Here is a 26,016-nt window from a genome sequence, read left to right on the forward strand (position 1 = left end):
GTAAAAAGGAGAAAATTAAAAAAATGAAAAATTATAACCGTATGCCGGAAAAATTTCTCTGGGGCGGAGCAACTGCTGCAAACCAGTATGAAGGCGGTTGGGATGAGGATGGCAGAGGCCCGTCCATTGCAGATGTCCTGACAGGAGGAAGTGTGGATAAGGAACGTCGTCTTACACCGCCGGCACCGTTACCGGAAGAATTTTATCCCAATCACCAGGCAACTGATTTTTATCATCACTGGAAAGAGGATATTGCTCTTTTTGCAGAGATGGGATTTAAGGTATATCGTTTTTCTATTTCTTGGTCCAGAGTGTTCCCAAATGGGGATGAGGAAACTCCAAATGAGAAAGGCCTTAAGTTCTACGACAATGTGATCGATGAGTTGAGAAAATATAACATTGAGCCGCTGATAACGATCTCTCATTATGAGAATCCCCTTCATCTTTCTCTGGAGTATGGCGGATGGAAAAGCCGTAAGATGATCGATTTCTATCTTCGATTTGCAAAGGTTTTATTTGAGAGATATAAAGGTAAGGTAAAATATTGGCTGACTTTTAATGAAATCAATATGCTGACGCAGGACTTTGGTGCGGTATTCTGTGCAGGAATGCTGGACCCGAAGGATGTATGTGAGCAGAGCCGTTATCAGGCAATGCATCACCAGCTGGTAGCAAGTGCACTTGCAGTTTCCATGGCTCATGAGATCAATCCGGAGTTTATGCTTGGCTGTATGCTTGCTTATCACAATGGTTATCCATATACCTGCCATCCGGATGATATCTTATATGCACAGCAGTTTGGGCAGATCCACAATTCCATTGCCGGTGATGTTCATGTAAGAGGATATTATCCGGGATTTGCAGCGAGATACTTTGAGGAGCACGGAATCCAGCTGGAGGTTCTTCAGGAGGATAAAGAGATCCTCAAGAAGGGTACGGTGGACTTTTTCACCATCAGCTATTATTCCAGTAGCTGTGTCAGCGTGACAAAGGACGGAGAGAAAACGGCCGGAAATGGAAGTGACAATCTGAAAAATCCATATCTGAAATCTTCCGATTGGGGCTGGCAGATCGATGCAACTGGTCTTCGCTATGTTCTGAACCAGATTTATGACCGCTATCAGATTCCGATCATGATCGTGGAAAATGGTCTTGGGGCGGTGGATCAGCTGACAGAGGATGGAAAGATTCACGATGATTACCGTATTGAATATATGCGCCGCCATATAGAGCAGATGAAGGAAGCAATCCATGACGGAGTAGATCTGATCGGCTACACCTGCTGGGGCTGTACAGATCTTGTCAGTGCCTCCACCGGAGAATTCAAGAAGCGTTATGGTCTTATCTATGTAAATAAAAATGATGACGGGACCGGAGACTTTTCCAGAATCCGCAAAGATTCTTTTTACTGGTACAAAAAAGTGATTGAATCCTGCGGGGAAGAGTTTTAACTGAATCAACTGCGAAGCAGTTATCTGGTGTAGAATTATGTGGCGAATGCGGTTGCTTTTATCCGGTTGATGACAAAATCCTGGAGTATGACAATGTACTCCGGGATTTTTTGGGAAGGTTGACTTTTACACGGTAAAGTGTAATACTTATTGTAAGTGACGAATGTGATGAGTGCTTTTTTATGCCGGATGAAAAAGTACTGCAGGTAGCGATACTTATATGGGGATGTGTATTTTGTGCCATAGCTGCATTATGTATATTTCTGAGCAGTAATTATGACAGGGAAAAGCGTCGGTATCTTATCCTGATGGAGAGTTTTGCTTCCCTGTTATTGCTGATGGATGCCATGGCACATATTTTCAGCGGATATCCCGAAGTTCCGGGCAGTGTGATGGTCTGTATTTCGAGTTTTCTTGTATTCCTTTTAAGTGACGTATTCCTGCTGTGTTTTCATATTTATGTGTGTGTTTATCTGTTTTCGAAGAAAGAGCGGAGAACATTAAAAAGAGTAAAAGCCAGATATGTTATTGCTGCCGCAGGGGCTGCTTTTGTGGTGATCTCGCAGTTTACTCACTGGTATTATTACATAGATGGGGATGAATCAGGAAATGTATCAGCTGATAAGCAGAGAGGGCAAGATAAAGGAAAGACTTGAGATCGCAACGATACTGAATAAATGCATTGCTGAGCTGATATCAGGAGAAGATGAAGATGCGGCGATTTTGTTTCATGGTGTTCTCCTTCCCAAAGATACTTAGCACTATCAAGCAGATCAATGATAGCTGTAAGCATATTGTTATAGTCGGTCTGTAGTTCCTTAATTTCATCATTGGTAGGAAGATTGCTTAAATTTTGTTGATTACAGCAATTAGTAAATGCTTTCTGTATTTCAAGTAATTGCAGATATAATGCATTAACAGTCTGCACAAGAGGATATATAGTTTCTTTCTTGCCGACAACGCAGATGCGGTTATAGATGCAGGAACGGACAAAGTAATCTTTCTTCATCATGCCACTGGCAAGAATGCGGGCTTCGATTTATTTGCGTTCAGCATCGCTGATTCTAAAATTTATAGTTGGATGTTTGTGTTGATTGCTCATGGTAAAGCTCCTTTCATAGTGGGGTGACAGCAGGTACAGTTAAGCACCCGCAAGCCATATTTGATTATTCTGAAACGCTTGAAAGGATATATGGGGTATGCAAACATAATATCTGTCATATACATGGGATAAGAGAGATAAATTATGAAGAACAAAAACGTAAGGATATGGTTTCAATTGGCAAGGATTATAGTAAACTGATTATTGGATATGAGGAAAAATTATTAAATTTAAAAGAGCATAATTTACTTTATAATGATGAAAACATAAGAAATGCTATTCATATTGCTAAAACGGGATTAATAAAAGATACGAATCAAAATATATTTCATGAAAAAGAATTTTTTGAAGATATCGAAAAAACAGATATTCAGTAGGTTTATCATATTCAGATGTAGATATGCCATATGTTAAGGAAATATGTGATAGACTTAGAAAATCGAAAAAAATGAGAGCGAGTAGGTGGTATCTTGAAGAATATGATTCAGTTGAACGCAGAAATGAATTTAAAAGAAAAATTACAAAAGTAGGATATAGTGGTAATTTCGCAGAATTTAAAATGTAGATGTATTAGAGTATATGTTAAGATTTTACACCAGTCTCTTATGTAAAAGTGAGACTGGTTTATTCGTATAAGATATAATTGAATCATCAGCTGTGCAGGTGTGCCAACAAACGTTTTAACTTACAATAAAAAATCGCTAATGTTATACTAAGTATAGGTTTGCCAACTATATTAAAAACAAAGGAGACTATCATAAATGAATGTTAATAGTTTGGCACATACAAAGTGGAATTGTAAGTAGTATATTGTATTTGTGCCCAAATACAAGAAGTCATATCTATACAGCAGAGTAGTATGCATGGAAGAAAAACAGAGTATGGTGAAATAATATTTAAAAATATATTGTTGCCTATTGTTGACATGAATTGCCAATAATGGTATATTTACCAACAAAAAAAGGAGAACATACACATGAATCAGAACTTATATTCAAGACGTTATATGTACATGTATTACGGACGTACACAGCTATAAATATGCAAGGTTAGTGCATTAGTTTATGGCGTGTAGGTCTTTTAGTCTAGTGCATAAAACCAGAATATAAGAGATGATTTAACACATTTTATATCTTAGATTGGAAATATCGCACTGGACTTTGAGGGTTTAGTGCGATTTTTTTTATGCTACCAGGCATCTGGAAGGAGCTGCCGGTGGCAGGTTTTGTAGGTGAAAGAGCATTTGTAAAGAACTGTTGGAAATAGGTTTACAAGAAGGAGAGATAAAAAATGAATGATGTAATAGAATTGGAACTCATAACAAGTGGAGAAGCAGAAGGTTTGCGTAAATTGCAGGTAGAAGCATTTATAGCGTTATATGAAAAATATCGGGATGATATTACAAGCCCGGCAAAAGAAAGTCTTGAAAAAATAACACAGAAGATAATTGAAGACAATTCGGATTTCTATTTTATTTTGTTTAATGGTAAGAGAGTAGGTGGTGTAAGAGTTAAATGGCATAATGGGAGAAATGTAAAATGGATTTCCCCTATTTTTGTTATTCCGCAATTTCAAAATAAAGGAATAGCAAGTGCTGTAATAGAACGATTATTTGAAATGTATTCTTCTGATACAATAGAATGGCGGTTAGATACTATTAAGCAAGAAGAAAAAAATTGCTATTTATATGAAAAATGTGGATTTGTCAGAGTCGGCGATGAAACAGTTATAAACGAAAAAATGACTTTAGTTGAGTATACAAAAACTTGTAAAAAATCATGAGGCAGAGTGACCTAAGGAGCCAGAAAAATAATAACAGAGGCATTTGATAATTCAGAGGCAATAATTAGACCGGAGGATTTTTATGGGGAGAAAAAGCAGTTGTGTGATAAGTGTATTATTGTTTTTTCAGAGCAGATATTTGACTATATACTGAAAACATATGCACATGAGCAGGCTGGTACAATAAAGTGTTGCAATGGAATTACAAAGGTATATGTTTTTGAAATAGATAAAATGAAAATTGCCGCATACTTAAGCCATATAGGTTCTGCAATGGCAGGGAGTGATGTGATAGATGCAAATTGGCTGACGGGTGCAAGCAGGTTTATTATGTTTGGTTCAGCAGGTTCGCTGGATAGAGATAAGACAACTGGAAAGTTTGTTATTCCAATAGAAAGTTACCGGGAAGAAGGAATGAGTTATCACTATGCAGAACCATCAAATTATATAAAAATTAGAAATCATCAGATTGTGAAATCCATATTTGACAATTTAGGACTTCCTAATGTGGCAGGAAAAGTCTGGACAACGGATGCAATATATCGGGAAACTAAAGCGAAGCTTGACGCAAGGAAAAAGGAAGGATGTATTGCCGTGGAGATGGAATTGGCTGGAGTTCAGGCAGTCTGTGATTTTTATGATTGGGATTTATATAATTTTCTGGTTACAGGCGATGTGCTGGACCGGGCAATTTATGATGCAACTGGACTGGCGGCAGCGAACCATGACGTGGACAAATTATATATCGCAATTGAACTTGCCAAGAGAATTTGACACGTTGATATTTATTGATGAATCCAGTAGTAAAATATTATTTATAGATAGAAAAATCAGACAATTTGTCAATAAAAGGGTTGCAATTTGTAAAAAATAGTCGCATAATATCTATATCATATTTGGGAGAGTGAGTTATGAGAAATGAGCGCAGATATTATAATAAGAAAAAAATTAGAAGTTCACAAAAGAGACAATGCTTAAGGTGTTGGTTTTTTTTGTGGGCTTTTTTTATTTAAAATTTCAATATTATAAAGTAAATTAGTTGGAAGGGATTGGGAGTTGAGGATATTGATATTAAGATAATTATATGAAGCAAAAATAATTTTGAAAACAGTAAATTGAGTGTTTTTAAAGTTAAAGGAGGCTATATATGAAAAAGACAAACGTAAATGAGAAAAGAATTTTAGACATATAAGAAATTTACTGAAAAACTTGCAGGGAAAATAGAGGTTTGGACTGTTGAAATGTCGAACTATACATGAAAATTAGTCTATCGGAAGGAGAAAGATATGGACGATGTAAAAAATATTTTTGTTTCACATTATCATGTAGATGCGGAAAGAATAGAGAATTTAAAATTATTGTTGGGTAAACATGGAATGACAATGAAAGATAGTTCTATTTATGAGAGTAAAAATCCAAATAATGCTCATAATGAAGAATATATAAAATCCATTATTCGACCTAGAATTGATTGGGCTGGGACTACGGTGGTATTAATAGGTAGGGATACCAGTAAAAGTGAATATGTAAACTGGGAAATTGAACATGCAGCTAGAAAAGGAAAACGAATTGTGGGTGTTTATTTGCCTGGTGAAAGCGATAGTGAGCTTCCGGAAGCATTGAATAAATATGGAAATTCACTTCAAAAATGGAATGGAGATAGTATTATTTCTGGAATTAATGGAGATAATACATGGAATGGACCTGGTAGGAATTGGGGAACGGAAAGAGTGACTTGCTAAAAGGGGGAGGTATGCATAAATGTATTTATATTCATATGTAATCACCAGGGATTATGGATTTGCGCCAAATCCATTTTGGAATATTTGTTCATTGGCAACATGTAAACCACAAATTAGAGAGAGGGCATTAAAAGGAGACTGGGTTGCCGGTTTTGGAGGTGCAAATACAGCAATTGTGCATAAAATGGTCTTTTTAATGCAAGTTGACGAAATTTGTACATTTGATGAGTATTGGGTAGATCCTAGATATTTTGTGAAAAGACCTCGTTTTGATGGAAATTATCAGCAATGCTATGGTGATAATATTTATCATCATATTGATGGCGAATGGATGCAAGAAAATTCACATCATAGCTATGCTGATGGAATAAATAAAAATAATCTTATTCATGATACAAGGATAGATCGGGTATTGATATCTTTTCATTATTGGTATTTTGGGGAAAATGCTATAGAACTTCCAAAAGAATTCAAAGAGGTAATTGCTACTGGAAGGGGATATAAAAAACTACAAAATAATATTTGTGCAGATGTTACTAATTGGGTTGGAAACTATTATGAGATGGGACAGAACGGACTACCTTACAAGTGGAAGAAATTTGGACAATTTGTTAGGTTTGAAGGCGAAAAGAAATGATTATAAATATAAAAAGAGAAGAATTAAAAAAAACTAAAGTATATGATACATATTGGCAATTTGCATGTGAGCGCCAGAATATTTTTATGCGTAAATTGATGGGGAAAAAAGATAATCTTACGGAAGATATTATTTTAAGAGAATATAAGTTTACCAATACTTATAGGGCCAGTGATAGAGTAAGCCAATATCTGATAAAAAATGTTATTTATCAAGGCGGATATACAGAAGAAGATACCATATTTCGAGTTTTACTTTTTAAAACATTTAACAAAATAGAAACATGGGAAAAGTTAGAAAATATTTTGGGGAGACTTAATTACAAAAACTTTGATGTAGATCGGTATGGTAAAGCCTTGAATGTTTTTTTTGAACAGGGGGAAAAATTATATTCAGCTGCATATATAATGGCATCAGGAAAGTCAGCGTTTGGGCATGAACGTAAGTTTATGAATCATTTAATGTTAATAGATTATATGATGAAAGATCATATAACCCCCAAAATTATGCATTGCCGAAATTTGGAAGAACTTTATAATACGTTGCTGGCATATCCGACTATTGGAACTTTTTTGGCATATCAATATGCAGTTGATATTAATTATTCAGAACTGGTAAATTTTGATGAAATGGAATTTGTAGTTGCCGGACCTGGTGCTAAAGCTGGAATACGAAAGTGTTTTAGTAATTCAGATGAGTATTCACAAAAGTATATTATTAGATATATGTGCGAACACCAAGAAGAAGAATTTGAACGTTTAGGTTTAAAATTTGCAACTCTCTGGGGACGGAAACTTCAGCTTATAGATTGTCAAAATATTTTTTGCGAAACTGATAAATATTCTCGGGTTAAGTATCCAGATATTATAGATTGTAATGGGCGAATGAGAATTAAACAAAGATATAGAATGAGAGAAGATAAAATAGCTTTTTTTTATCCTCCAAAATGGAAAATAAATGATAAAATAGAGGGATTTTATGGGAGTAAATGAGTGTGCTTTTGGCAGAACAGCAGATGAAGTGTATTGTGATATATATCAAAAACTTAAAACATTTGGTGAAAGTGTAATTGGACGTAATGGACAAACTAAGGAATTAACGCATGTATGTATGTCTATATCTGATCCAACACAACGTTGGGTGGAAAGACGAAAGCCGTCAATAAGTCCTGCGTTTGCTATTGCTGAATTAGTTATGATTATGAATGGAAGTGATGAGGCTGCGCTACTAAATGCATGGAATCCGGCACTTCCAAAATATCAAGGGAGATATGAACGCTATCCAGGCGCATATGGTAAGCGACTGCGGTATTCTTTTGGTTTCGACCAGATAAACAGAGCTTTTGACGCTTTGAAAAATAATCCAGAGTCAAGACAGGTAGTAATGGAAATTTGGAAGCCAGATATAGATTTACCACAGAGTGTGGGAATACCAAATAATGATGATATACCATGCAATATTTGTTCATTATTAAAAATTAGAAATGGCAAATTGCTGTGGACTCAGATTATGCGAAGTAATGATATAGTGTTTGGATTACCATATAATTTCTTACAATTTACTTTTTTACAGGAAATTATCGCTGGTTGGCTAAAGGTGGATGTTGGTGAATATATGCATATTAGTGATAGTTTACATATGTATGTTAATAATGAATGCAGTATTGATATTGAAAAAACAGCTCACGTCAATACAGAAAAAATAGGATTGGAAAAAATAGAGTCAGAAAAAGTATTTTTGGAATTGTTGGTTCGCATGAGAGAACTTTCTCAAAAAGAATGTACAAGTAATTATATTAAAAGTATTGTAAAAAACAAATATTTACCAGAGGCATATCAAAATATGTTGATACTTTTGTGCGAGTATATTGCATATCGTCATCATATGGATGAGGACGTAATTTGTTGTTGCGAGCAAAATATTTCTAATAAATTGTATCAATATATGATGAAAGAATGGATGTGCAGAAGAGTTAAACTATAATTTAGTATTATGCTGTTTGAAAAATTAGAAATAGATTTGTGTGGAAATATCTTCAATTTATATAAAATTTAAAATTATAAGGAGAAAACGGAAATGAATATATTTGATGTTGGGTTAGAAGGTTGGAATATCATTTATATTAAGGTGAATTGGCTTGCAGGAATCATTTTAGTAATTGCAGTTTTGATTGTTTCGTTTATGATTAGAAAATGTGCAAATATAGCAAAAAAGCATTCTATTACTATTGATGAGGTGAATTTAGGTATTGGAGATACTAGTGTGAAACTTGTGTATAATAAAAAGGACCAAGAAATCGCATACAAATTGTGGGTAGAATTAAGTACACGAAAAATAGGATTGCCATTTGATCAAGATAATGATGTTATAAGTGAGGTGTATAATTCGTGGTATGATTTTTTTGGAATTGCAAGAGAGCTGTTAAAAGAGATTCCAGTAAGTAGATTACCATATTCAAATGATTTGATTAAACTCACAGAGAAGGTGTTAAATACGGGACTACGTCCGCATTTAACAATGTGGCAAGCAAAATTTAGAAAATGGTATAGTGACAATATAAATAATAAAGAAAAAACACCGCAGCAGATACAGATGATGTATCCTGATTATGAAGAATTAAAAAAAGATTTAATTGAAACAAATACAAGAATGATTGAATACAAGAATCTTATGGAAAGAATGGCATTTGAGAAGTAGGGTGATTTTTTCCTATGTCTGGTGTTACAAAACATATATATGATAAAGGCTGATGCAGTAATTGGAGTGAATTTTTATTATGAAAATGTCTGGCAAGGGGGAGAAAAATGTCTTATCATGAAATTTTAAAAGAAAATGTTTTTATAAGGACAGCTATGTGGGAGGTATATGAGAAAAAATGTGTCTACTGTGGATGCGCTCTTATACCTAAAAATGCAGAGGTTGATCATATTCTACCGGATAACTTAAGCTTAGAGAAAGTTAAAAATTCAAATGATGAAGATTTAAAGAGGTATCTTAAAGAATTAGAAGATAAAAAATTTGTTAAAAATTCTATTGAGAATTATATGTTATGTTGCTCTAATTGTAATAAAAGAAAAACAAACATCCCATTTAAAACAAGTAATCTAAGATTTTTCCATGAGTTAGCTTCTCGTAAAGCGGAAAAAATATGGGAGAAATATGAAAAAAAGTTACAAATTAGTGGTGTAGAAAAGTCTGTTATTTTACAGCCAAGTAATATAGAACCGAATAAGTATAATGAAGAAGATCTAAAGATAGAATATGAGTGCTTTAATAATGGAGATAGAATGGTATTTCATTATGGCTTAGGAGAGGTTAGAATAGATGCCTATTTACCTATACGGTATAATGATAAAATGTGTTGTATGGTTTATTTTAGAAGCTTATACCAAACGGATATTGACATAGGATTTGATGAGAAAGATATTGTAGCTATATTATTTGAAGGATGCAGTTCGAGAAAAAATGCATATGAAAGAAGCTGGTGCAGAGTCAGGAAAACATTAGAGGATGAAAAATTTTATGTTATGAGTCTTCCAAATGTAATGATTAAAGCATCTACTGATATGGTTAAACAATTTGCCCAAATTATAGATAGATTATTTGATGACTATATTGTACAGAAGGAAATTATAAGAGCTGAATTGGGTGCTGAAAATTTCCAGGAATATAAAGAAAAGGGAGGTTATTATAAGATTTTAGAATTAGAATTGAATTTTTTTGCGGAGTTTTTAAAATTTATGAAAAAGCATCCATATGATGGTGAAGATAAGCCTTATAATATATTTCAGGTGTATTCTGATAATGATATGGTGGCACTACGCAGGAATGTCGATTCTAATGAGGATGCAGAAATATATGCATATTTGAAATTTATACCTAAAATGGAGGGATATATTGATGTGATTTGGCAACCGGGAATGTATAGACCTATAGGAGAAAGTGAACGGATGAAATATTTTGATAATAGAAAAAAGTGGACAGCACAATATGTACATGACTGGCTGGTTGGAGAGTTGTTTGCTGTTATACTTAGTGAAATGAAGCAGGAGAAAGTTTCTCTTTTGCAATTTATATTTAGCAACAGGTATGGGGTGAAATATACAGTTTCAGATGCAGTACGATGCGGGTGGATAAAATCATATTCAGAAGAAGGAATGGAAAAACAATTATAAACCATGAACACAATTTGCAGAGATATCTTCCGGGCCATTCATGAGAGAAAATGGCTCAGTATAGAGTACAGAAACGGAAAAGATGAAGTAACAAAATATTGGATTGGAATTATGGAGATAGACCCTATCCGGAAATCCATGCATGTAATGGGACTGCATTTGGGGCAGTATACCACAATGAGCCTTTACATTTATATTGAATCCATACTGTCATCGGCAGTAATAGAAGGCTCTTATTTTGAAACTAAGCAGGAGCTGATAGATGATATTACATATAATCAGGGAAAATACCGGAGAATCTTTGATAATATTGCAAATCTGAAGGTGCTCAATTATCTTGTTGACTGCAATAAAATGGATTCTGTACCTTACAAAACAGATTATGCACTCATTGAGCATCTGGATGGTGAATGGCAGGGGACTTATAAGCTCACACCGGAGCAGTTTAGGCAGATTGTATCAAAGTTTCAATATGGAGCAAAGGATGCCGCTTCCAAGAAGAAAATGAAGCAGCTGGCAATAAACGTATTAAGTATACATACGCCCAAAGGCGTATATGTGCTGGCATACCGAAAGCTGCGGCTGGATGTGCAGAAGAAGACCTTAAGGCAGGATGAAGAAATAACCGTCTGCATGGAGTTTTCGTTGGAGAAGAATAAGCCGGAAGCAAAATTCGGAATAAGGAAATTCCTAGATGCAGATGACTATGAACTTTTAAATGATTTTGAAAAGAATCAGGAGCTGATAAAAGATAAAATAACGAAGTCCAATCCCCAGATAAATGGTGTGGATGATATGCCATATGTAATTGCAGTCGGCAGGGATTTGCTGGTGGATCTTCATCAGGAGTATGAAGCAATTCATAAAATGTATGAAAAAGATGAAGTGACCATTCCGATAAAAGCATTTTTCGGAGAACTGTTAAAACAGGTAGACCGAAGGAAAAATTATCCGATAACACTTTTAGACCGGAAAATCAATCTGGACCAGTTACTGGCAATTCATAATGCCATGAAATATCCGCTGGCATATATCCAGGGACCGCCGGGAACCGGCAAAACAAATACCATCGTAAATACTATGGTGACTGCTTTCTTTAACGAGAAAACGGTCTTATTTGCGTCTTATAACAATCATCCCATTGATGGAGTGTGCGATAAATTAAAGTCCATTCCTTATCGGAATAAGGGGATGATACCATTTCCGATTATCCGCCTTGGAAATGATAAATGCGTGCTGCAGGCACTGGATGATATTCGGGATTTGTATAAGCGGACAAAGGATATTTCCATATTTGACAGTACCCTTGAGAAGAACAAGGACGATAAGACGAGAAGGACGGAGAAGCTGACCAAGCTTTTACAGAGGCATGAAGAGAGAATCGAATTAAAGGAGCGGGAAGAAGCGATTCTTAAAATGATAGAGACTAATCAGCATCTGACCTTTCAGACAGAATTGCAGGGTGTTCAGCTTCAGGAGGTACGGAAAAAATTAGCAGAAATTGGTGAGATTACAGATGAAGAAGCATTGAAACTTGTAGTGGAAGATGAGGAGCTGTTTAAGAAATATCTCTACTATACGTCTGCAAAATATATTCAGCGTCTGAAGGAACCGAAAAATCAGGATTTGATGGAGATTGTAAACTGTCCGGATGAGGAAAAGAAAGTCAAGCAGTTTAATACCTATATCCGTCAGGAAGAAAATTTGAAGAAGTTCCAGAGAATTTTCCCGATTATTGCAACTACATCCATATCGGCACATAAGATTGGTGAGCCGGGAACTTATTTTGATATGGTCATCATGGATGAGGCAAGCCAGGGAAATATTGCCATGTCATTAGTGCCGATTATCCGGGGCAGAAGTCTTATGTTAGTAGGTGACCCGCAGCAGTTGAGCCCGGTAATTCTGCTGAATTCCATAGATAATGAGAAGCTTAAGCGGATTTATGGAGTGACAGATGAGTATGATTATATAAAGAATTCCATTTATAAGACCTATCTGGCATGTGATGCAGTCAGCGAGGAAATTCTGCTCAGCCACCATTACCGCTGCAATAAGAAAATTATTTCATTTAATAATAAAAAATATTATAACAACAAGCTGATTATCAACAGTCCGGATAAAGAAGCTAATCCGCTGATTTTTAAGAATATTCCAGCAAATACCACCAACTATAAGAATACAGCGCCGCAGGAAGTGGAAGAGATTATTTCGTTTATCAAAGAACATCCGGATAAGAGTATTGGTATCATTACTCCGTTTACCAATCAGAAAGAGCTGATTAACAAGGCGTTGAAAGACAATGGGATGGAAAATATTCCCTGCGGAACGGTTCATGCATTTCAGGGAGATGAAAAAGATGTTGTGCTTTTTTCGCTGGCAATCACCCAGCAGACTTATCAGGGAACTTATGACTGGCTGAAAAATAATAAAGAACTGATTAATGTGGCAACCTCCCGGGCAAAAGACCAGTTGGTAATATTGTCGGATATCAAGGAACTGAAGCGTTTGCATTCCGCTGGGGATGATGATATTTATGAGCTGGTAGATTATGTCCAGACCAACGGTGAGGCGCAGGTGACAGCAAGAGAGACTTCTTCCAGGGCATTGGGAATCAAGCCATACAGCACGCAGACAGAGGCAGCATTTTTAACCACATTAAATCATGCACTGGATAATGTGCTGAATACAAATAACCGCTGTGTTGTGCAGAGGGAAGTCAGTATTGCACATGTATTTCGGGAAAATGATTCCTATGATGACCTTTTTTATACCGGCAGGTTTGATTTTGTGGTATATGAAAAAGGATTCCGGGGACAGGATATGCCGATACTTGCCATTGAGTTAGACGGAAAAGAACATAAAGAAAATGCCATTGTGCGGGCGAGAGACGAGCAGAAAAATGCAATCTGCCGGGCGCATGGATTTGAATTAATCCGGGTGGAAAATTCTTATGCCAGAAGGTACAATTACATTAAAAATATACTGATACAGTATTTTAAGAGTGTAAGGTAAATATAAATCCCCCTTGACATCTTCCCCAAAACTTATTATATTTATAACAGTGTTATATAACACTGTTATAAATGAAACGGAGGCATCAGTGACTAAACCAATCGAAGGCGTATCGGAAAGAATACTTTCCTGCGCAACGGAAGAATTTTTAGAAAAGGGTTATTCCGATGCATCGCTTCGCACCATTGCGGCGAAAGCGGGAACAACTACAGGTTCTATTTATTCCAGATTTAAAGACAAAGAAGGGCTGTTTGCAGCAATTGTAGGACCGGTGGCAGAGTATATGATGAATCTTTTTGTGAAGACGCAGGAAGAATTTCATGCAGTAGAGCCGGAGCGGCAGCCGAAAGAAATGGATGACTATGTAATATCCGGAATGGATGAAATGCTGGATTACATCTATGATAATTTTACTGCATTTCAGCTGTTATTAGAGGCGTCCTATGGAACGAAGTTCCAGAATTTTGTAGAACAGTTGGCAGAAGTAGAGGCAGAATATACCTACAAGTTCATGGAGGTTATTCATTTTCAGAATGAAGAGGAAAATGAAGTGACGGGAGAATTCATCCATATCATGACAAGGGCATTATTTGACAGCATGTTTGAAGTTGTGCGTCACAAGATGGAGAAAGAAACTGCACGGAAATACGTTCATATGCTGGAAAAATTCAACTATGCAGGCTGGAATACCATTTTAAAATTCGAAGTGTAAAAGATAGTAAGACTGCTTATCTTGTAACAGCAGGAAGCAGTCTTTTCTTAAAAGCACGGGTTAGTTAAACCTAATTCATGTTAGACAGCACTATGCAATGGAAATATCAAAAAGGTGCATTCCAGAATCCAAGAAGTCAGTTCTTCTGCCTGAATACCAACAGTGAGGTGGCGCTTGGCTGTGAAAATATGTGATTGCAGCACACCGGGAATAGTTAAAAAAAGTTTTCGTTTCAATAAGAAGAAAGAATCAATTATTTTTAAAGGAGGAGAAGAAAAAGTGAAAAAGGAAAGTTCCTTATCAAAGCTTTTAGACTATGCCGGTAAATTCCGCTATCTGACCATAGCATCCTGGATTTTATCGGTAATCAGCGCATGGCTGGCTTTGGTACCATTTTATTACATCTGGAGAATTATGAAAGAAGTGCTTTCTGTGGCACCGGATTTTGGCAAAGCAGCTCATTTAAAAGAATATGGCTGGGCAGCCGTTGGATTTGCCATTTTATCCATGCTGGTTTATGTGTGCGCGCTGATGTGTTCCCATCTGGCAGCATTCCGCGTCCAGGCAAATATCCGCACCAGCCTGATGCGGCATATCCTGACACTGCCAATGGGATTTTTAGATAAAGACGGAACCGGCAAAATCCGTAAAATCGTCAATGAATCCAGCGCAGCAACAGAGACCTATCTGGCACACCAGTTACCGGATCAGGCAGGAGCCATTGCAACACCGGCAGGCCTTTTAGTATTGCTTATGGTATTTGATTTCCGGCTTGGACTTTTGAGCCTGATTCCTGTGGTGGCAGCATTTTTGATTATGGGAACCATGACAGGACAGCGTATGAAAGATAAGATGGAAGAATATCAGAATGCATTGGACGAAATGTCCAGTGAGGCAGTGGAATATGTCCGTGGAATCCCGGTAGTAAAGACTTTCGGACAGTCGGTATTTTCATTCAAACGCTTTCAGACCTCTATCAGGAAATATGAAAAATGGACGATTGCGTACACGAAGGAAATGCGGGCACCGATGACGGGCTATACAACAGCAATCAATGCGGTATTTGCAGTGCTGATTGCAGCAACATATTTTTTTGCCGGAAAAGGAGGAGATAATACCTTTTTATTGAATCTTTTGTTCTATATTATCATTACGCCGATTATCACTGTGACCATGAATAAAATTATGTATTCCAGTGAAAATCAGCTGATTGTAGCAGATGCAATTTCCCGTATCGAAAGTATTTTAGAAAAGAAACCGTTACCGGAAACCGCCCATGCACAGGAGCCGGAGAACAACTCCATTACCTTTGAAAATGTATCCTTCCGTTATGAAGATGCCGGAAGAGATGCACTGCATCAGATTAATCTTGTCATCAAAGAGGGCGAGCATGTGGCATTTGTAGGACCGTCCGGCGGCGGAAAGACGACGCTGGCAAGCCTTGTGGCACGATTCTTTGATACTACGGAAGGGCGCATCCTGATTGGAAATAAGGATGTGAAGGAAATTTCTTCAAGGCAGTTAATGGATATGGTGTCTTTTGTATTTCAGGACAGCAAATTATTAAAAACTTCCATTTTGAAAAATGTCCGCATGGGAAAGAAGGAGGCAACCAGAGAAGAAGTCATGCAGGCGTTAAAGGAAGCCCAGTGTGAAGATATTATTGCGAAGCTTCCGGATGGAATTGATACAGTAATCGGAAGTAGCGGAACCTATGTATCCGGTGGAGAAGCCCAGCGGCTTTCCATTGCAAGAGCCATGTTAAAGAATGCACCGATTCTGATTTTGGATGAAGCAACAGCCTTTGCAGACCCGGATAATGAAGCAAAGGTGCAGGAAGCGTTTTCCAGACTGTCTAAGGGCAAGACCGTAATTATGATTGCCCATCGTCTGTCCTCTATTGTAGACGCAGACCGGATTTGCGTTTTAAAGGATGGCAGTATTGCAGAAGAGGGGACCCATGAGACGTTACTTCAGAAAAATGGTGTATATGCCCATATGTGGGAAGAATACAACAAATCGGTACAGTGGAAGGTAGGTGCGTAGCATGAGCTGGAAAGAAAAATTACAACATAAATATGCATTATCAGAGCAGGGCACAAATAACATGATAAAGGCATTTCTGACAGCAACCGTTTCCAATATTGTGTTGATGTTTCCGGTGGGACTGCTGTATTTTCTGGTGGAGGATTATCTGAATGATAACTTAAGCGGCAGAGGCGTGTTCTACCTTGTGGGAAGTATTCTCTGTCTGGTTCTGATTGCAGTGACAACGTATATCCAGTATAACTGTACCTTCCTTGCCACCTATGTGGAAAGTGGTGTGCGAAGAATTACGCTGGCAGAAAAATTAAGAAAGATTCCATTATCTTTCTTTGGCAAAAAGGATTTATCCGATTTGACCAGTACCATTATGGCAGACTGCGCCACCATGGAAACGGCATCCTCCCACTATATTCCGGAACTTTTTGGAGCCTGTGTATCCACGGCAATTATTGCTATCAGCTTATTTTTCTTTGACTGGCGGATGGCACTGGCTGCGCTGTGGGTGCTTCCGGTATCATTCCTCATTGTGCTGAGTGCCGGAAAATTTTTAAGATATCTTAGCAGAAAACAGATGAAACTGAAAATGGCCTGCACAGATGGCATTCAGGAATGCTTAGAGACGGTCCGGGATTTACGGGCAAATGATGCACAGGAAAATTATATGGCTGGACTTGAGAAGAAAATTAAAGCAGTAGAAAAACATGCAGTGGCGGCAGAACTTGGAAATGCTGTTTTTGTATCCGGTGCCCAGATGATTTTAAAGCTTGGAATTGCAACAGTATCATTGGTTGGCGGAATTTTACTTTCGAAAGGAAGTATTGATTTACTGACTTTCTTTATGTTCCTATTACTGGTATCAAGACTTTATGACCCGATGCAGATTTCCCTGCAGAACCTTGCTGCCATAATCAGCGTGGATGTGCAGTGCGAGCGGCTGGATGAAATTTTATCCCATCCGGTACAGAGTGGAAGCACCGAGATGAAATATGACGGATATGATATTGCATTTTCGCATGTGGGATTTTCCTATGACAGTAAGGAAAGTGTGCTGAAAGATGTTACTTTTACTGCAAAACAGGGCGAAGTTACAGCATTAATCGGACCATCCGGCGGCGGCAAGACCACGGTCTCAAGACTTGCCTCAAGATTCTGGGATATCGATAAGGGAACGATTACGGTAGGCGGCATGGACATTTCAAAGATTGACCCGGAAACACTGATGTCTCTTTATTCCATTGTCTTTCAGGATGTTACACTTTTTAACAATACGATTATGGAAAATATCCGTATCGGACGTTCTGATGCAACAGACAAGGAGGTCCTTGCGGCAGCAAAATTAGCACATTGTGATGAATTCGCAGATAAACTGCCGGAGGGCTGGCATACCATGATTGGGGAAAATGGTTCTGAATTATCCGGCGGAGAACGTCAGAGAATTTCCATTGCAAGAGCATTTTTAAAGAATGCACCGATTATTTTCTTAGATGAAGCAACTGCATCCTTGGACGTAGATAATGAAACACTGATTCAGGAGGCACTGTCCCGGTTGATTCAGGATAAGACGGTTATGATTATTGCACATCGTATGCGTACAGTGGCAGATGCAGATAAGATTGTGGTATTAAAAGATGGAGTGGTAGCCGAAGAGGGTGCGCCGGAAGAACTTACAGCAAAGGATGGCGTTTACCGACATATGGCAAAGACACAGCTTCAGGCAGCAGGCTGGAAATTGTAAAAAGCAGTTGACCTCCCCTCTGTTCCGTCATAAGATAAAAAAGATAGTGAGCATGCTATTGCGGAAACAGATAACGGAGGAAAAAAGAAAATGAGTTTTTTAGAAAGAAAAAACACAAAAGATGGTATGGCAGCAGGTCAGAAAGCCAGCGTAGATAATATTTATACGCTGGATGGCAAAGTGCCGGTTTTAAATGCAATTCCATTTGGCTTGCAGCATATTTTAGCTATGTTTGTAGCCAATATTGCACCGATTCTGATTGTGGCAGGGGCCTGCGGAATGGATGCAAAGAATACGGCAATGATTATTCAGAGTGCAATGATGATTGCTGGAATCGGAACATTGATTCAGTTATTCCCAATCTGGAGAATCGGTTCAAGACTTCCGATTGTCATGGGAATTTCCTTTACCTTTGTATCCATTGCCTGTGTCATTGGCGGACAGTATGGCTATGGAGCAATCATGGGAGCGGTTCTTGTTGGAGGTATCGTAGAAGGTGTCCTTGGACTTTTATCCAAATACTGGATGAAACTGGTAACACCGATTGTTGCAGCAACCGTTGTAACAGCAATTGGATTTTCTCTGCTTGAAGTAGGTGCAGATTCCTTTGGTGGTGGCAGCAGCAGTGCAGATTTCGGATCTGCAACCAACTGGATACTTGGAACTGTGACACTGGTATGCTGTATCGTATTTAATATTGTAGCAAAATCCTATTTCAAACAGTTATCCGTACTGTTCGGACTGATTGTAGGATATATCGTGGCACTGTGTATGGGGGTAGTTGATTTTTCTGCACTTTCCGATACAAGTCTTCTGGCGCTGCCACATCTGATGCCATTTAAAATGGAATTTCATGCAGATGCCATTATCGCATTTGTTCTGATATTTTTAGTATCGGCAACCGAGACAATCGGAGATACTTCGGCACTGGCATCATCCGGCTTAAACCGTGACGTTACTACAAAAGAAACTGCGGGCTCGCTTGCCTGTGACGGATTTGTCAGTGCATTATCTTCGGTATTTGGCTGTATGCCGATTACATCCTTCAGCCAGAACGTAGGTCTGGTTGCCATGACCAAGGTTGTAAACCGTTTTGTCATTGCAACAGGAGCTATAATTATGATTCTGGCAGGAATTTTTCCGGTAGTGGGCGCAGTGCTTGCCACACTGCCAAGTGCCGTTCTGGGTGGATGTACGATTATGATGTTCGGAACTATCGTAATCAGTGGACTGCAGATGATTGGAAAATGTGGATTTTCCCAGAGAAATATCACCATATCGGCACTGTCCTTAAGTATCGGATTAGGCTTTACCCAGCTGCCGGATTTATTTGTAATCTTCCCAGACATTATCCGTTCTATTTTTGCGGAAAACTGTGTAGCAGTTGTATTTCTTACTGCCATTATTTTAAATCTTGTATTGCCTAAAAATATGGAAGTAGAACGTCAGGAAAAGTAGCAGAGGAGAGCATATGAATATAGCAGTATATTGCGGTTCATCCGCAGGAAGTAAAGAAGCATATACCATCGGTGCAGTAGCCCTTGGTATGTGGATTGCAGAGAACGGACACACGCTGGTATATGGTGGAGCTCGTGGCGGATTGATGGGAACCATAGCCAATTCCGTCTTATCCAATGGTGGGAAAGTAATCGGTGTACTGCCGCAGGTGGAATCCATCCAAAACCGCAGACACCAGTTTTTGACAGAGTACATAGATACGAAAGATATGGCGGAGCGGAAAGCGAAAATGATAGAGTTAGCAGATGCTTACATTGCACTGCCAGGCGGGCCGGGAACCTTAGACGAGTTATCGGATATCATATCCCTGCAGCGTCTTCACATCAATGAGAATCCATGCATTCTTTATGATATTGATGGCTTCTATCAGCCACTGAAAGCATTTTTCGAAGAAATGCAGAGCTCAGGCTTTGCAGCAAAAGAAGATTTTAACCGTCTGCTGATTTCCAAAGATTTATCGGAAATCGAAGCATTTATCCTGCAGCATTAAATGAAGCAGGAAAATAAAGCCGGGGATTACAAATACAAAATACAGACCAAAAAGAAAACTCATAGTAAATTCCAAACGGAATCTGCTATGAGTTTTCTTCTTTCGCAAGCAGCGATATCTTAAAAAATTACTTGAAATAGTTTTATCCTAGCAACTGTTCTACATAATCTTTAATTGCCATATTGTCTTCCGGCATCTGGCAGCCGACGATATACATGCCTTCGTCGTCGGAACTTCGGATAATATGACCTTCCAAAGCAGCCTGATCCGGTAAATCAAAGGAAAGGATATTTAAGAGAATATCAGTCCCTTTGCTATCTGCAAAGAACGGTGCATCGCAAAGGAAAGCAAATCCGTTGGCACTGATATTTTCCATACGTCCCTGGAAGGTTTCTCCGGTGTTCTTAACTGTAATATTACAGAAATTGGAAAGGTCGGCACGAGGATATTTCCGTCTGTTTAAAATATTTGGACTGTCGGTGATTTCTACGACGAAATCAGAGGTTATTTTATCTACATGGATGGAAGCATTATCCCAGCAGTATAGTACATTTCCAACAGTAATCTGGATGGAACAGGATTCACTGTTACGAAGAGAAAGCTTTTCTTCCAGGGAAAGTATAATCTGGTTGGAATACTGTTTCAGAACTTCACCATGGAAATCATGGTCGGGGTTTTTCGTCAGGCGGATAGTTGCTTTCATACCAGGATTGATATCTTCAATACCCATGAAGCCGCCGATTCCAAGCTTGCACATTAACGCCTGGATTTCATTTTCTATGCTGTTAATATTGTTAGCACTTTCATCATATTTACTTACCATACGCTGACTGATATCATCGGAATCATGAATGCAGAGTGTCATGGTATCGACAATTTCAGAAATATACTTCATGTTTTCTACTAACTGTCGGTTTGATGTTTCCACTTCTTTGATTGCATTGTCAATGACCTGTATATGCTCACCCATCTGAGATGAGTCAGCGGTAATTTTATTCACATTTTCACCGGTCAGTGTGACTTTCTCAAGAGTAAGCTGAATAAGTTTTAAGGTCTCTTCAATGGATTTTGTCATCTTGCCGGAGATTTCATCCAAACGCATCAGCGCATCCTGGATCTGTTTGGATGAAGCCTTGGTTTCAGTGCTCAAGGTACGGATTTCTTCAGCAACAACAGCAAATCCTTTTCCTGCTTCTCCGGCTCTTGCAGCTTCGATGGAAGCATTTAATGCCAAAAGGTTTGTCTGACCGGAAATATTATCAATGGTTCCGGTTTCAGATTTTACTTTTTCAAATTCAGAAGTAAATTCCGTAAGAACCTGTTCTACTTCGCTGGAAAGCTTTGACATAGTGCCGGCAGTTGTAACCAGACCCTCTAAGTCGGCAGAACTAATCTGTGCATGGTGAATGGATTCATCCGTCAAAGATACCATTTCGTGAATCATGGATACAACATGCTCAACCTGGGAATTGATGTCAGTTGTCATATCAAGGGAAGAAGTCGTACGGTTCTGTAATTCCTGATTATTGTTGGTCAGATTGTTCATTCCTTTTAAGACAACGTCAGAACCGTGTTTATTTTCATTAGCCAGTTCCCGGACAACGGTGATACCGTCCATAACGTTATTGCTGGCAGTTTTCACCTTTTCTACGGTATTTACCACACGATGTAAATCATCCTTGATACTGTCTGTCAGTGCACCGTCAGCCTCATTTAAATGGCGGATGGACATGATATAACAGATATAACACAGAATCAGGCAGGATATCTGCAGCTGATAATTCTTTACATCAGTAGCAGTGGTGCAGCTTAATACCATATAGCGGTAAATAATACTGATCACTACGCTGATAGTATTTGCAATACCGCACTGCAGCATGAATTTTCGGTCTTTAAAAATAATTAAAAGACTGGTTACCGGCAGAATGTAGGTAAATGCAATTGGGGATGCTGTGGTACATAAAAGATAAGTATAAAAGATACCGTAACCAAGCACCAGTATATAGCGATAGATGTCAGTAGTTTTGCCTTTGATTTTTAGAAATAATTCTCCAATAAAAAATGGAATCCAGCAGAGCAGAACAAAATAGAGATACTGCTTCGATGGATAGAGACCGTTGGACATATCGGCACCATAGTTAGCGGTCAGCAGCAGGGAAAATACAAGCCAGATTCTGCGGGCTTTGATATTGGCCTTGGCTTTAAAAACATTTTCATCATAATTCATAGATATTCTTAATCCTTCTCTTTCGTACAATGATATAATAAGCTAAACTAATTCTAAGCCATTTTTTTGTGGTTTTCAAGGTATTTTATGGAAAACATAGCTTGCTTTTTTGTGGGGAATGTGTATAATGAAAATCGTTGAAAAACGGGGTGCTCGCACAGGCGGGCTGAGAGTAAGCAGAAGCTTTAACCCAGAACCTGATTTGGATAATGCCAACGTAGGGAGATAACGAAACGCAGGTGCGATTACTTAGTGTGCAGGAATCTTTTTTACAGAGGTCCTGCACTTTTGTTTTTGCAGGTAGTGAGGAGAAATCACATATGAATATTACAAGAGAACAGCTTCTTCTTTATGCCGTTACCGACCGTAGCTGGCTTAAGGGAGAGACCTTATATGAGCAGGTAGAAAAAGCATTGAAGGGCGGAGTTACTTTAGTGCAGCTTCGGGAAAAAGAATTATCTGAGCCGGAATTTGAAGCAGAAGGCAGAAGCCTTTTGGAACTCTGCCACCGTTATAGGGTACCATTGATCATCAATGATAATGTGGAACTGGCAGAAAGGATAGGAGCCGATGGCGTGCATGTGGGACAGTCCGATATGGAGCTGACCCGTGCAAGAGAAATTCTTGGAACAGATAAAATCATCGGAGTGACTGCGAAAACAATAGAACAGGCACAGGCAGCAGAAAGAGCCGGTGCAGATTACTTGGGAAGCGGAGCTGTATTTGGCAGCAGCACCAAGACTGATGCAAAGCCGATGGAACTAACCCTGCTGCAGGAAATCTGTCAGAGCGTCACCATCCCCGTAGTCGCAATTGGCGGCATCAACCACGATAACATCCTGAAATTAAAAGGATGCGAAATTGCAGGAGCAGCAGTTGTAAGTGGAATCTTCGCATGTGAAGACATCGAAGAGGGAACGAAAGAACTGTTGCAAAAAGTAAATATGGTAGTAAAAAATCATGAATAAGATAGGACATAAAAAAGTCTTACTTATATAAAGTGCAGATGATGATAAGATGAGTCTTATTTTGAATGAGGAAACACGCTGTCCTTGGAATACCATTTCTTTGTCTTTCCTGGGACACTTGGATTTCCCCTATTCAACAGGCAACGCCGGCATCATGGATGTGCCGGCGAGGCGGAATGGAGCATGGATGCAACTTTTCGCCGTTTGCCGGAAAAAAGATATACTTATGGGAAATTCTAGTGACCCTGAAAGACAAAGAAGGTATGCAAGGGCAGCGGGATTGCTCATTGGAAATATAGTAAGATATATCATCGCCTGCAATGTAATAACAAACCACAGCGGCAGATTGGGGGCACCACCTTAGGTCGCTATACAAAATTAATGCAAAGGAGACAAATGTATGAACACAGCATTAACAATCGCTGGAAGTGATTCCAGTGGAGGCGCCGGCATCCAGGCAGATATTAAGACGATGACCGCCAATGGCGTATACGCCATGAGTGCGATCACGGCACTTACTGCCCAGAATACAACCGGCGTAACAGACATTATGGAGGTAACTCCAGAATTTTTGGCAGAGGAGCTGGATCGTATTTTTACGGATATATATCCGGATGCAGTGAAGACCGGAATGGTCTCTTCCAGTGCTCTGATAGAGACAATTGCGGACAAACTGACAGCGTACCACGCAAAAAATATAGTCGTGGATCCTGTTATGGTAGCGACCAGCGGAGCAAAGCTCATCAGCGACGACGCTATCGGTACATTGAAAACTAAATTATTGCCTCTGGCAACTGTTATAACCCCAAATATCCCGGAAGCGGAAGTGCTTTCCGGAATGGAGATAAAGACAGAAGCAGATATGGAAAAAGCAGCAGAAATCATTTGTAAAACCTTCGGTTGTGCCGTGCTGTTAAAAGGAGGACATCAGTTAAATGATGCCAATGATTTGCTCTGGCAGAAGGACAAAGAGCCGGTATGGTTCCACGGAAAGAGAATTGACAATCCAAACACCCACGGAACCGGTTGTACCTTATCATCTGCCATAGCATCTAATCTTGCCAAGGGACGCAGCCTGGAAACATCCGTGCAGTACGCAAAGAATTACATATCCGGCGCACTGGCAGCCATGTTGGATCTGGGAAAGGGAAGCGGCCCGATGAATCACGCATTTGCAATAGAAGGAGAATATACCAATGAATGAGAAGAAGACATCTGTATTCAGTAACGGATTAATCTGGTTTGGAGCCGGCGTATCCATTGCTGAAATTTTAACCGGAACTTATTTTGCACCGCTTGGATTTGGAAAAGCCATGGCAGCTATCTTATCAGGACACTTAATCGGTGGACTGATGATGTTTGCAGCAGGGATGATTGGTGCAAGAGAACGAAGAAGTGCCATGGAAACCGTAAAAATGAGCTTTGGAGAGAAGGGAAGCCTTCTTTTTGCAGCGTTGAATGTATTGCAGCTGGTAGGATGGACAGCCATAATGATTTATGATGGCGCACTGGCAGCCAATGGTGTCATTCCGGTAGCAAACTGGTTCTGGGCAGCTATTATCGGAGTCCTCATTATCCTTTGGATCCTGATTGGACTTACCAATCTTGGGAAGCTCAATACCGTTGCAATGACCGGATTATTTATCCTGTCACTGGTATTGTTTAAAGTGATTTTTATTGGAAATGGAGCCATTCCGGCAATTGTGGATGATGGAAGCCTTACCTTTGGCGCAGCCGTAGAGCTTGCGGTAGCAATGCCACTTTCCTGGCTGCCATTAATCAGTGATTATACAAGAGAAGCAGAAAAACCATTTGCAGCAACTGCAGTCAGTGTTGTTGTATACAGTCTGGTCAGCATTTTCATGTATGTCATTGGTATGGGTGCAGCACTTATTACCGGTGAATATGATATTGCACAGATTATGTTAAAGACCGGATTTGGTATCGTAGGACTTGTGATTATCATTTTCTCAACAGTAACAACGACTTTCTTGGATGCTTATTCTGCAGGTGTTTCCAGTGTATCCATTTCTGAAAAAATCAATGAGAAATGGGCAGCAATTATTGTAACGGTAATCGGAACTGTTGCAGCAATTGTATATCCGATGGATAACATCACGAATTTCTTGTATCTTATCGGTTCTGTCTTTGCTCCGATGATTGCCGTACAGATTGCAGATTATTTCATTTTAAAGAAAGCCAATGCAAAAGACATGGCATTTCAGTGGCGTAATCTGGGTGTCTGGCTTATCGGATTTGTGCTTTACCGTGTGCTGATGCACATAGATACTCCGGTTGGAAATACACTTCCGGATATGGTGGTTACCGTCATTCTCTGCGTGATTGTGGAAAAAGTTGCAGAAGCAGTAAAGAAAAACTAAGAGGTTCCCGTCCTCTCGGATGGGAACAGAAGAGA

General features: G+C 38.8%; 21 protein-coding genes and 1 pseudogene. 20 read left to right on the top strand and 2 right to left on the bottom strand.

Annotated features, from left to right (window positions below):
* The first annotated feature begins 23 nt into the window (after positions 1–23).
* Together DXB39_RS07875 and DXB39_RS07880 are read left to right on the top strand one after the other, a co-directional pair.
* Complete coding sequence (locus DXB39_RS07875; RefSeq protein ID WP_117841276.1) at positions 24–1,451, top strand: glycoside hydrolase family 1 protein; 1,428 nt, start codon at positions 24–26, stop codon at positions 1,449–1,451.
* Positions 1,452–1,633: 182 nt separating this feature from the next.
* The gene (locus DXB39_RS07880; RefSeq protein ID WP_117901604.1) at positions 1,634–2,107 is read left to right on the top strand and encodes a hypothetical protein; all 474 of its coding nucleotides are present in this window, start codon (positions 1,634–1,636) and stop codon (positions 2,105–2,107) included.
* Positions 2,108–2,169: 62 nt separating this feature from the next.
* On the opposite strand, the pseudogene DXB39_RS15260 reads toward DXB39_RS07880, so the two are convergent.
* Positions 2,170–2,553, bottom strand: a pseudogene (locus DXB39_RS15260) (plasmid mobilization protein); the annotation flags it as partial.
* 23 nt (positions 2,554–2,576) lie between these two features.
* Here DXB39_RS15260 and DXB39_RS07890 point away from each other — a divergent pair.
* The 15 genes from DXB39_RS07890 (at position 2,577) to DXB39_RS07960 (ending at position 20,405) form a co-directional block, all read left to right on the top strand.
* Positions 2,577–2,930, top strand: coding sequence for an AbiH family protein (locus DXB39_RS07890; RefSeq protein ID WP_117841275.1), 354 nt, complete (start codon positions 2,577–2,579; stop codon positions 2,928–2,930).
* Between the two features lie 913 nt (positions 2,931–3,843).
* Entirely contained in the window at positions 3,844–4,335 is a 492-nt protein-coding gene (locus DXB39_RS07895) for a GNAT family N-acetyltransferase (protein WP_117841274.1), read from the top strand.
* Positions 4,336–4,434: 99 nt separating this feature from the next.
* Positions 4,435–5,109 (top strand): nucleoside phosphorylase, encoded by a 675-nt coding sequence (locus DXB39_RS07900; RefSeq protein WP_243005997.1) that lies wholly within the window; start codon positions 4,435–4,437, stop codon positions 5,107–5,109.
* A gap of 512 nt (positions 5,110–5,621) precedes the next feature.
* On the top strand, positions 5,622–6,077 hold the full coding sequence (locus DXB39_RS07905) for a TIR domain-containing protein (RefSeq protein ID WP_117841272.1): 456 nt from the start codon (positions 5,622–5,624) through the stop codon (positions 6,075–6,077).
* Positions 6,078–6,096: 19 nt separating this feature from the next.
* Entirely contained in the window at positions 6,097–6,714 is a 618-nt protein-coding gene (locus tag DXB39_RS07910; protein ID WP_117841271.1) for a hypothetical protein, read from the top strand.
* Positions 6,711–7,706, top strand: a complete 996-nt coding sequence (locus DXB39_RS07915; protein WP_117841270.1) for a nucleotide kinase domain-containing protein — start codon at positions 6,711–6,713, stop codon at positions 7,704–7,706. The genes DXB39_RS07910 and DXB39_RS07915 overlap by 4 nt, the downstream gene beginning before the upstream one ends.
* Positions 7,693–8,697 (top strand): thymidylate synthase, encoded by a 1,005-nt coding sequence (locus DXB39_RS07920; protein ID WP_117841269.1) that lies wholly within the window; start codon positions 7,693–7,695, stop codon positions 8,695–8,697. Before DXB39_RS07915 ends, DXB39_RS07920 begins: the two co-directional genes overlap by 14 nt.
* Before the next feature lie 93 nt (positions 8,698–8,790).
* Positions 8,791–9,411: a hypothetical protein gene (locus tag DXB39_RS07925; RefSeq protein ID WP_117841268.1), complete on the top strand. Its 621-nt coding sequence runs from the start codon at positions 8,791–8,793 to the stop codon at positions 9,409–9,411.
* Positions 9,412–9,518: 107 nt separating this feature from the next.
* The gene (locus DXB39_RS07930; RefSeq protein WP_117841267.1) at positions 9,519–10,889 is read left to right on the top strand and encodes an HNH endonuclease signature motif containing protein; all 1,371 of its coding nucleotides are present in this window, start codon (positions 9,519–9,521) and stop codon (positions 10,887–10,889) included.
* 3 nt (positions 10,890–10,892) lie between these two features.
* Positions 10,893–13,904, top strand: a complete 3,012-nt coding sequence (locus DXB39_RS07935) for an AAA domain-containing protein (protein ID WP_117841266.1) — start codon at positions 10,893–10,895, stop codon at positions 13,902–13,904.
* 88 nt (positions 13,905–13,992) lie between these two features.
* Positions 13,993–14,616 (top strand): TetR/AcrR family transcriptional regulator, encoded by a 624-nt coding sequence (locus DXB39_RS07940; protein WP_117841265.1) that lies wholly within the window; start codon positions 13,993–13,995, stop codon positions 14,614–14,616.
* 279 nt (positions 14,617–14,895) lie between these two features.
* Entirely contained in the window at positions 14,896–16,662 is a 1,767-nt protein-coding gene (locus DXB39_RS07945; RefSeq protein ID WP_117841497.1) for an ABC transporter ATP-binding protein, read from the top strand.
* Between the two features lies 1 nt (position 16,663).
* Positions 16,664–18,397, top strand: a complete 1,734-nt coding sequence (locus tag DXB39_RS07950; RefSeq protein WP_117841264.1) for an ABC transporter ATP-binding protein — start codon at positions 16,664–16,666, stop codon at positions 18,395–18,397.
* 126 nt (positions 18,398–18,523) lie between these two features.
* Positions 18,524–19,855: a uracil-xanthine permease family protein gene (locus DXB39_RS07955; RefSeq protein ID WP_117841496.1), complete on the top strand. Its 1,332-nt coding sequence runs from the start codon at positions 18,524–18,526 to the stop codon at positions 19,853–19,855.
* 13 nt (positions 19,856–19,868) lie between these two features.
* Entirely contained in the window at positions 19,869–20,405 is a 537-nt protein-coding gene (locus DXB39_RS07960; RefSeq protein WP_117841263.1) for a TIGR00730 family Rossman fold protein, read from the top strand.
* A 142-nt stretch (positions 20,406–20,547) separates the two neighbouring features.
* Here the strand turns inward: DXB39_RS07960 and DXB39_RS07965 are convergent, their stop codons facing one another.
* A complete protein-coding gene (locus DXB39_RS07965) occupies positions 20,548–22,632 on the bottom strand; it encodes a methyl-accepting chemotaxis protein (protein ID WP_117841262.1) in 2,085 nt (694 codons plus the stop codon).
* Between the two features lie 320 nt (positions 22,633–22,952).
* On the opposite strand from DXB39_RS07965, the gene thiE reads away from it, so the two are divergent.
* From thiE to cytX, 3 genes are all read left to right on the top strand, one after another.
* Positions 22,953–23,600: a thiamine phosphate synthase gene (thiE, locus tag DXB39_RS07970; protein WP_117841261.1), complete on the top strand. Its 648-nt coding sequence runs from the start codon at positions 22,953–22,955 to the stop codon at positions 23,598–23,600.
* Between the two features lie 400 nt (positions 23,601–24,000).
* Positions 24,001–24,804, top strand: a complete 804-nt coding sequence (gene thiD / locus DXB39_RS07980) for a bifunctional hydroxymethylpyrimidine kinase/phosphomethylpyrimidine kinase (protein ID WP_117841259.1) — start codon at positions 24,001–24,003, stop codon at positions 24,802–24,804.
* Positions 24,797–25,981 (top strand): putative hydroxymethylpyrimidine transporter CytX, encoded by a 1,185-nt coding sequence (gene cytX, locus DXB39_RS07985; RefSeq protein WP_117841258.1) that lies wholly within the window; start codon positions 24,797–24,799, stop codon positions 25,979–25,981. Before thiD ends, cytX begins: the two co-directional genes overlap by 8 nt.
* The last annotated feature ends 35 nt before the right edge of the window (positions 25,982–26,016 follow it).

The sequence above is a fragment of the Roseburia sp. OM03-7AC genome (genome assembly GCF_003462625.1).
GTDB classification, from domain to species: domain Bacteria; phylum Bacillota; class Clostridia; order Lachnospirales; family Lachnospiraceae; genus Roseburia_C; species Roseburia_C amylophila.

Coding starts and splice junctions, on each gene's coding strand:
- DXB39_RS07875 (WP_117841276.1), top strand. CDS start 24: ATGAAAAATTATAACCGTATGCCGGAAAAATTTCTCTGGGGCGGAGCA.
- DXB39_RS07880 (WP_117901604.1), top strand. CDS start 1,634: ATGCCGGATGAAAAAGTACTGCAGGTAGCGATACTTATATGGGGATGT.
- DXB39_RS07895 (WP_117841274.1), top strand. CDS start 3,844: ATGAATGATGTAATAGAATTGGAACTCATAACAAGTGGAGAAGCAGAA.
- DXB39_RS07905 (WP_117841272.1), top strand. CDS start 5,622: ATGGACGATGTAAAAAATATTTTTGTTTCACATTATCATGTAGATGCG.
- DXB39_RS07910 (WP_117841271.1), top strand. CDS start 6,097: ATGTATTTATATTCATATGTAATCACCAGGGATTATGGATTTGCGCCA.
- DXB39_RS07915 (WP_117841270.1), top strand. CDS start 6,711: ATGATTATAAATATAAAAAGAGAAGAATTAAAAAAAACTAAAGTATAT.
- DXB39_RS07920 (WP_117841269.1), top strand. CDS start 7,693: ATGGGAGTAAATGAGTGTGCTTTTGGCAGAACAGCAGATGAAGTGTAT.
- DXB39_RS07925 (WP_117841268.1), top strand. CDS start 8,791: ATGAATATATTTGATGTTGGGTTAGAAGGTTGGAATATCATTTATATT.
- DXB39_RS07930 (WP_117841267.1), top strand. CDS start 9,519: ATGTCTTATCATGAAATTTTAAAAGAAAATGTTTTTATAAGGACAGCT.
- DXB39_RS07935 (WP_117841266.1), top strand. CDS start 10,893: ATGAACACAATTTGCAGAGATATCTTCCGGGCCATTCATGAGAGAAAA.
- DXB39_RS07950 (WP_117841264.1), top strand. CDS start 16,664: ATGAGCTGGAAAGAAAAATTACAACATAAATATGCATTATCAGAGCAG.
- DXB39_RS07955 (WP_117841496.1), top strand. CDS start 18,524: ATGGCAGCAGGTCAGAAAGCCAGCGTAGATAATATTTATACGCTGGAT.
- DXB39_RS07960 (WP_117841263.1), top strand. CDS start 19,869: ATGAATATAGCAGTATATTGCGGTTCATCCGCAGGAAGTAAAGAAGCA.
- DXB39_RS07965 (WP_117841262.1), bottom strand. CDS start 22,632: ATGAATTATGATGAAAATGTTTTTAAAGCCAAGGCCAATATCAAAGCC.
- thiE (WP_117841261.1), top strand. CDS start 22,953: ATGAATATTACAAGAGAACAGCTTCTTCTTTATGCCGTTACCGACCGT.
- thiD (WP_117841259.1), top strand. CDS start 24,001: ATGAACACAGCATTAACAATCGCTGGAAGTGATTCCAGTGGAGGCGCC.
- cytX (WP_117841258.1), top strand. CDS start 24,797: ATGAATGAGAAGAAGACATCTGTATTCAGTAACGGATTAATCTGGTTT.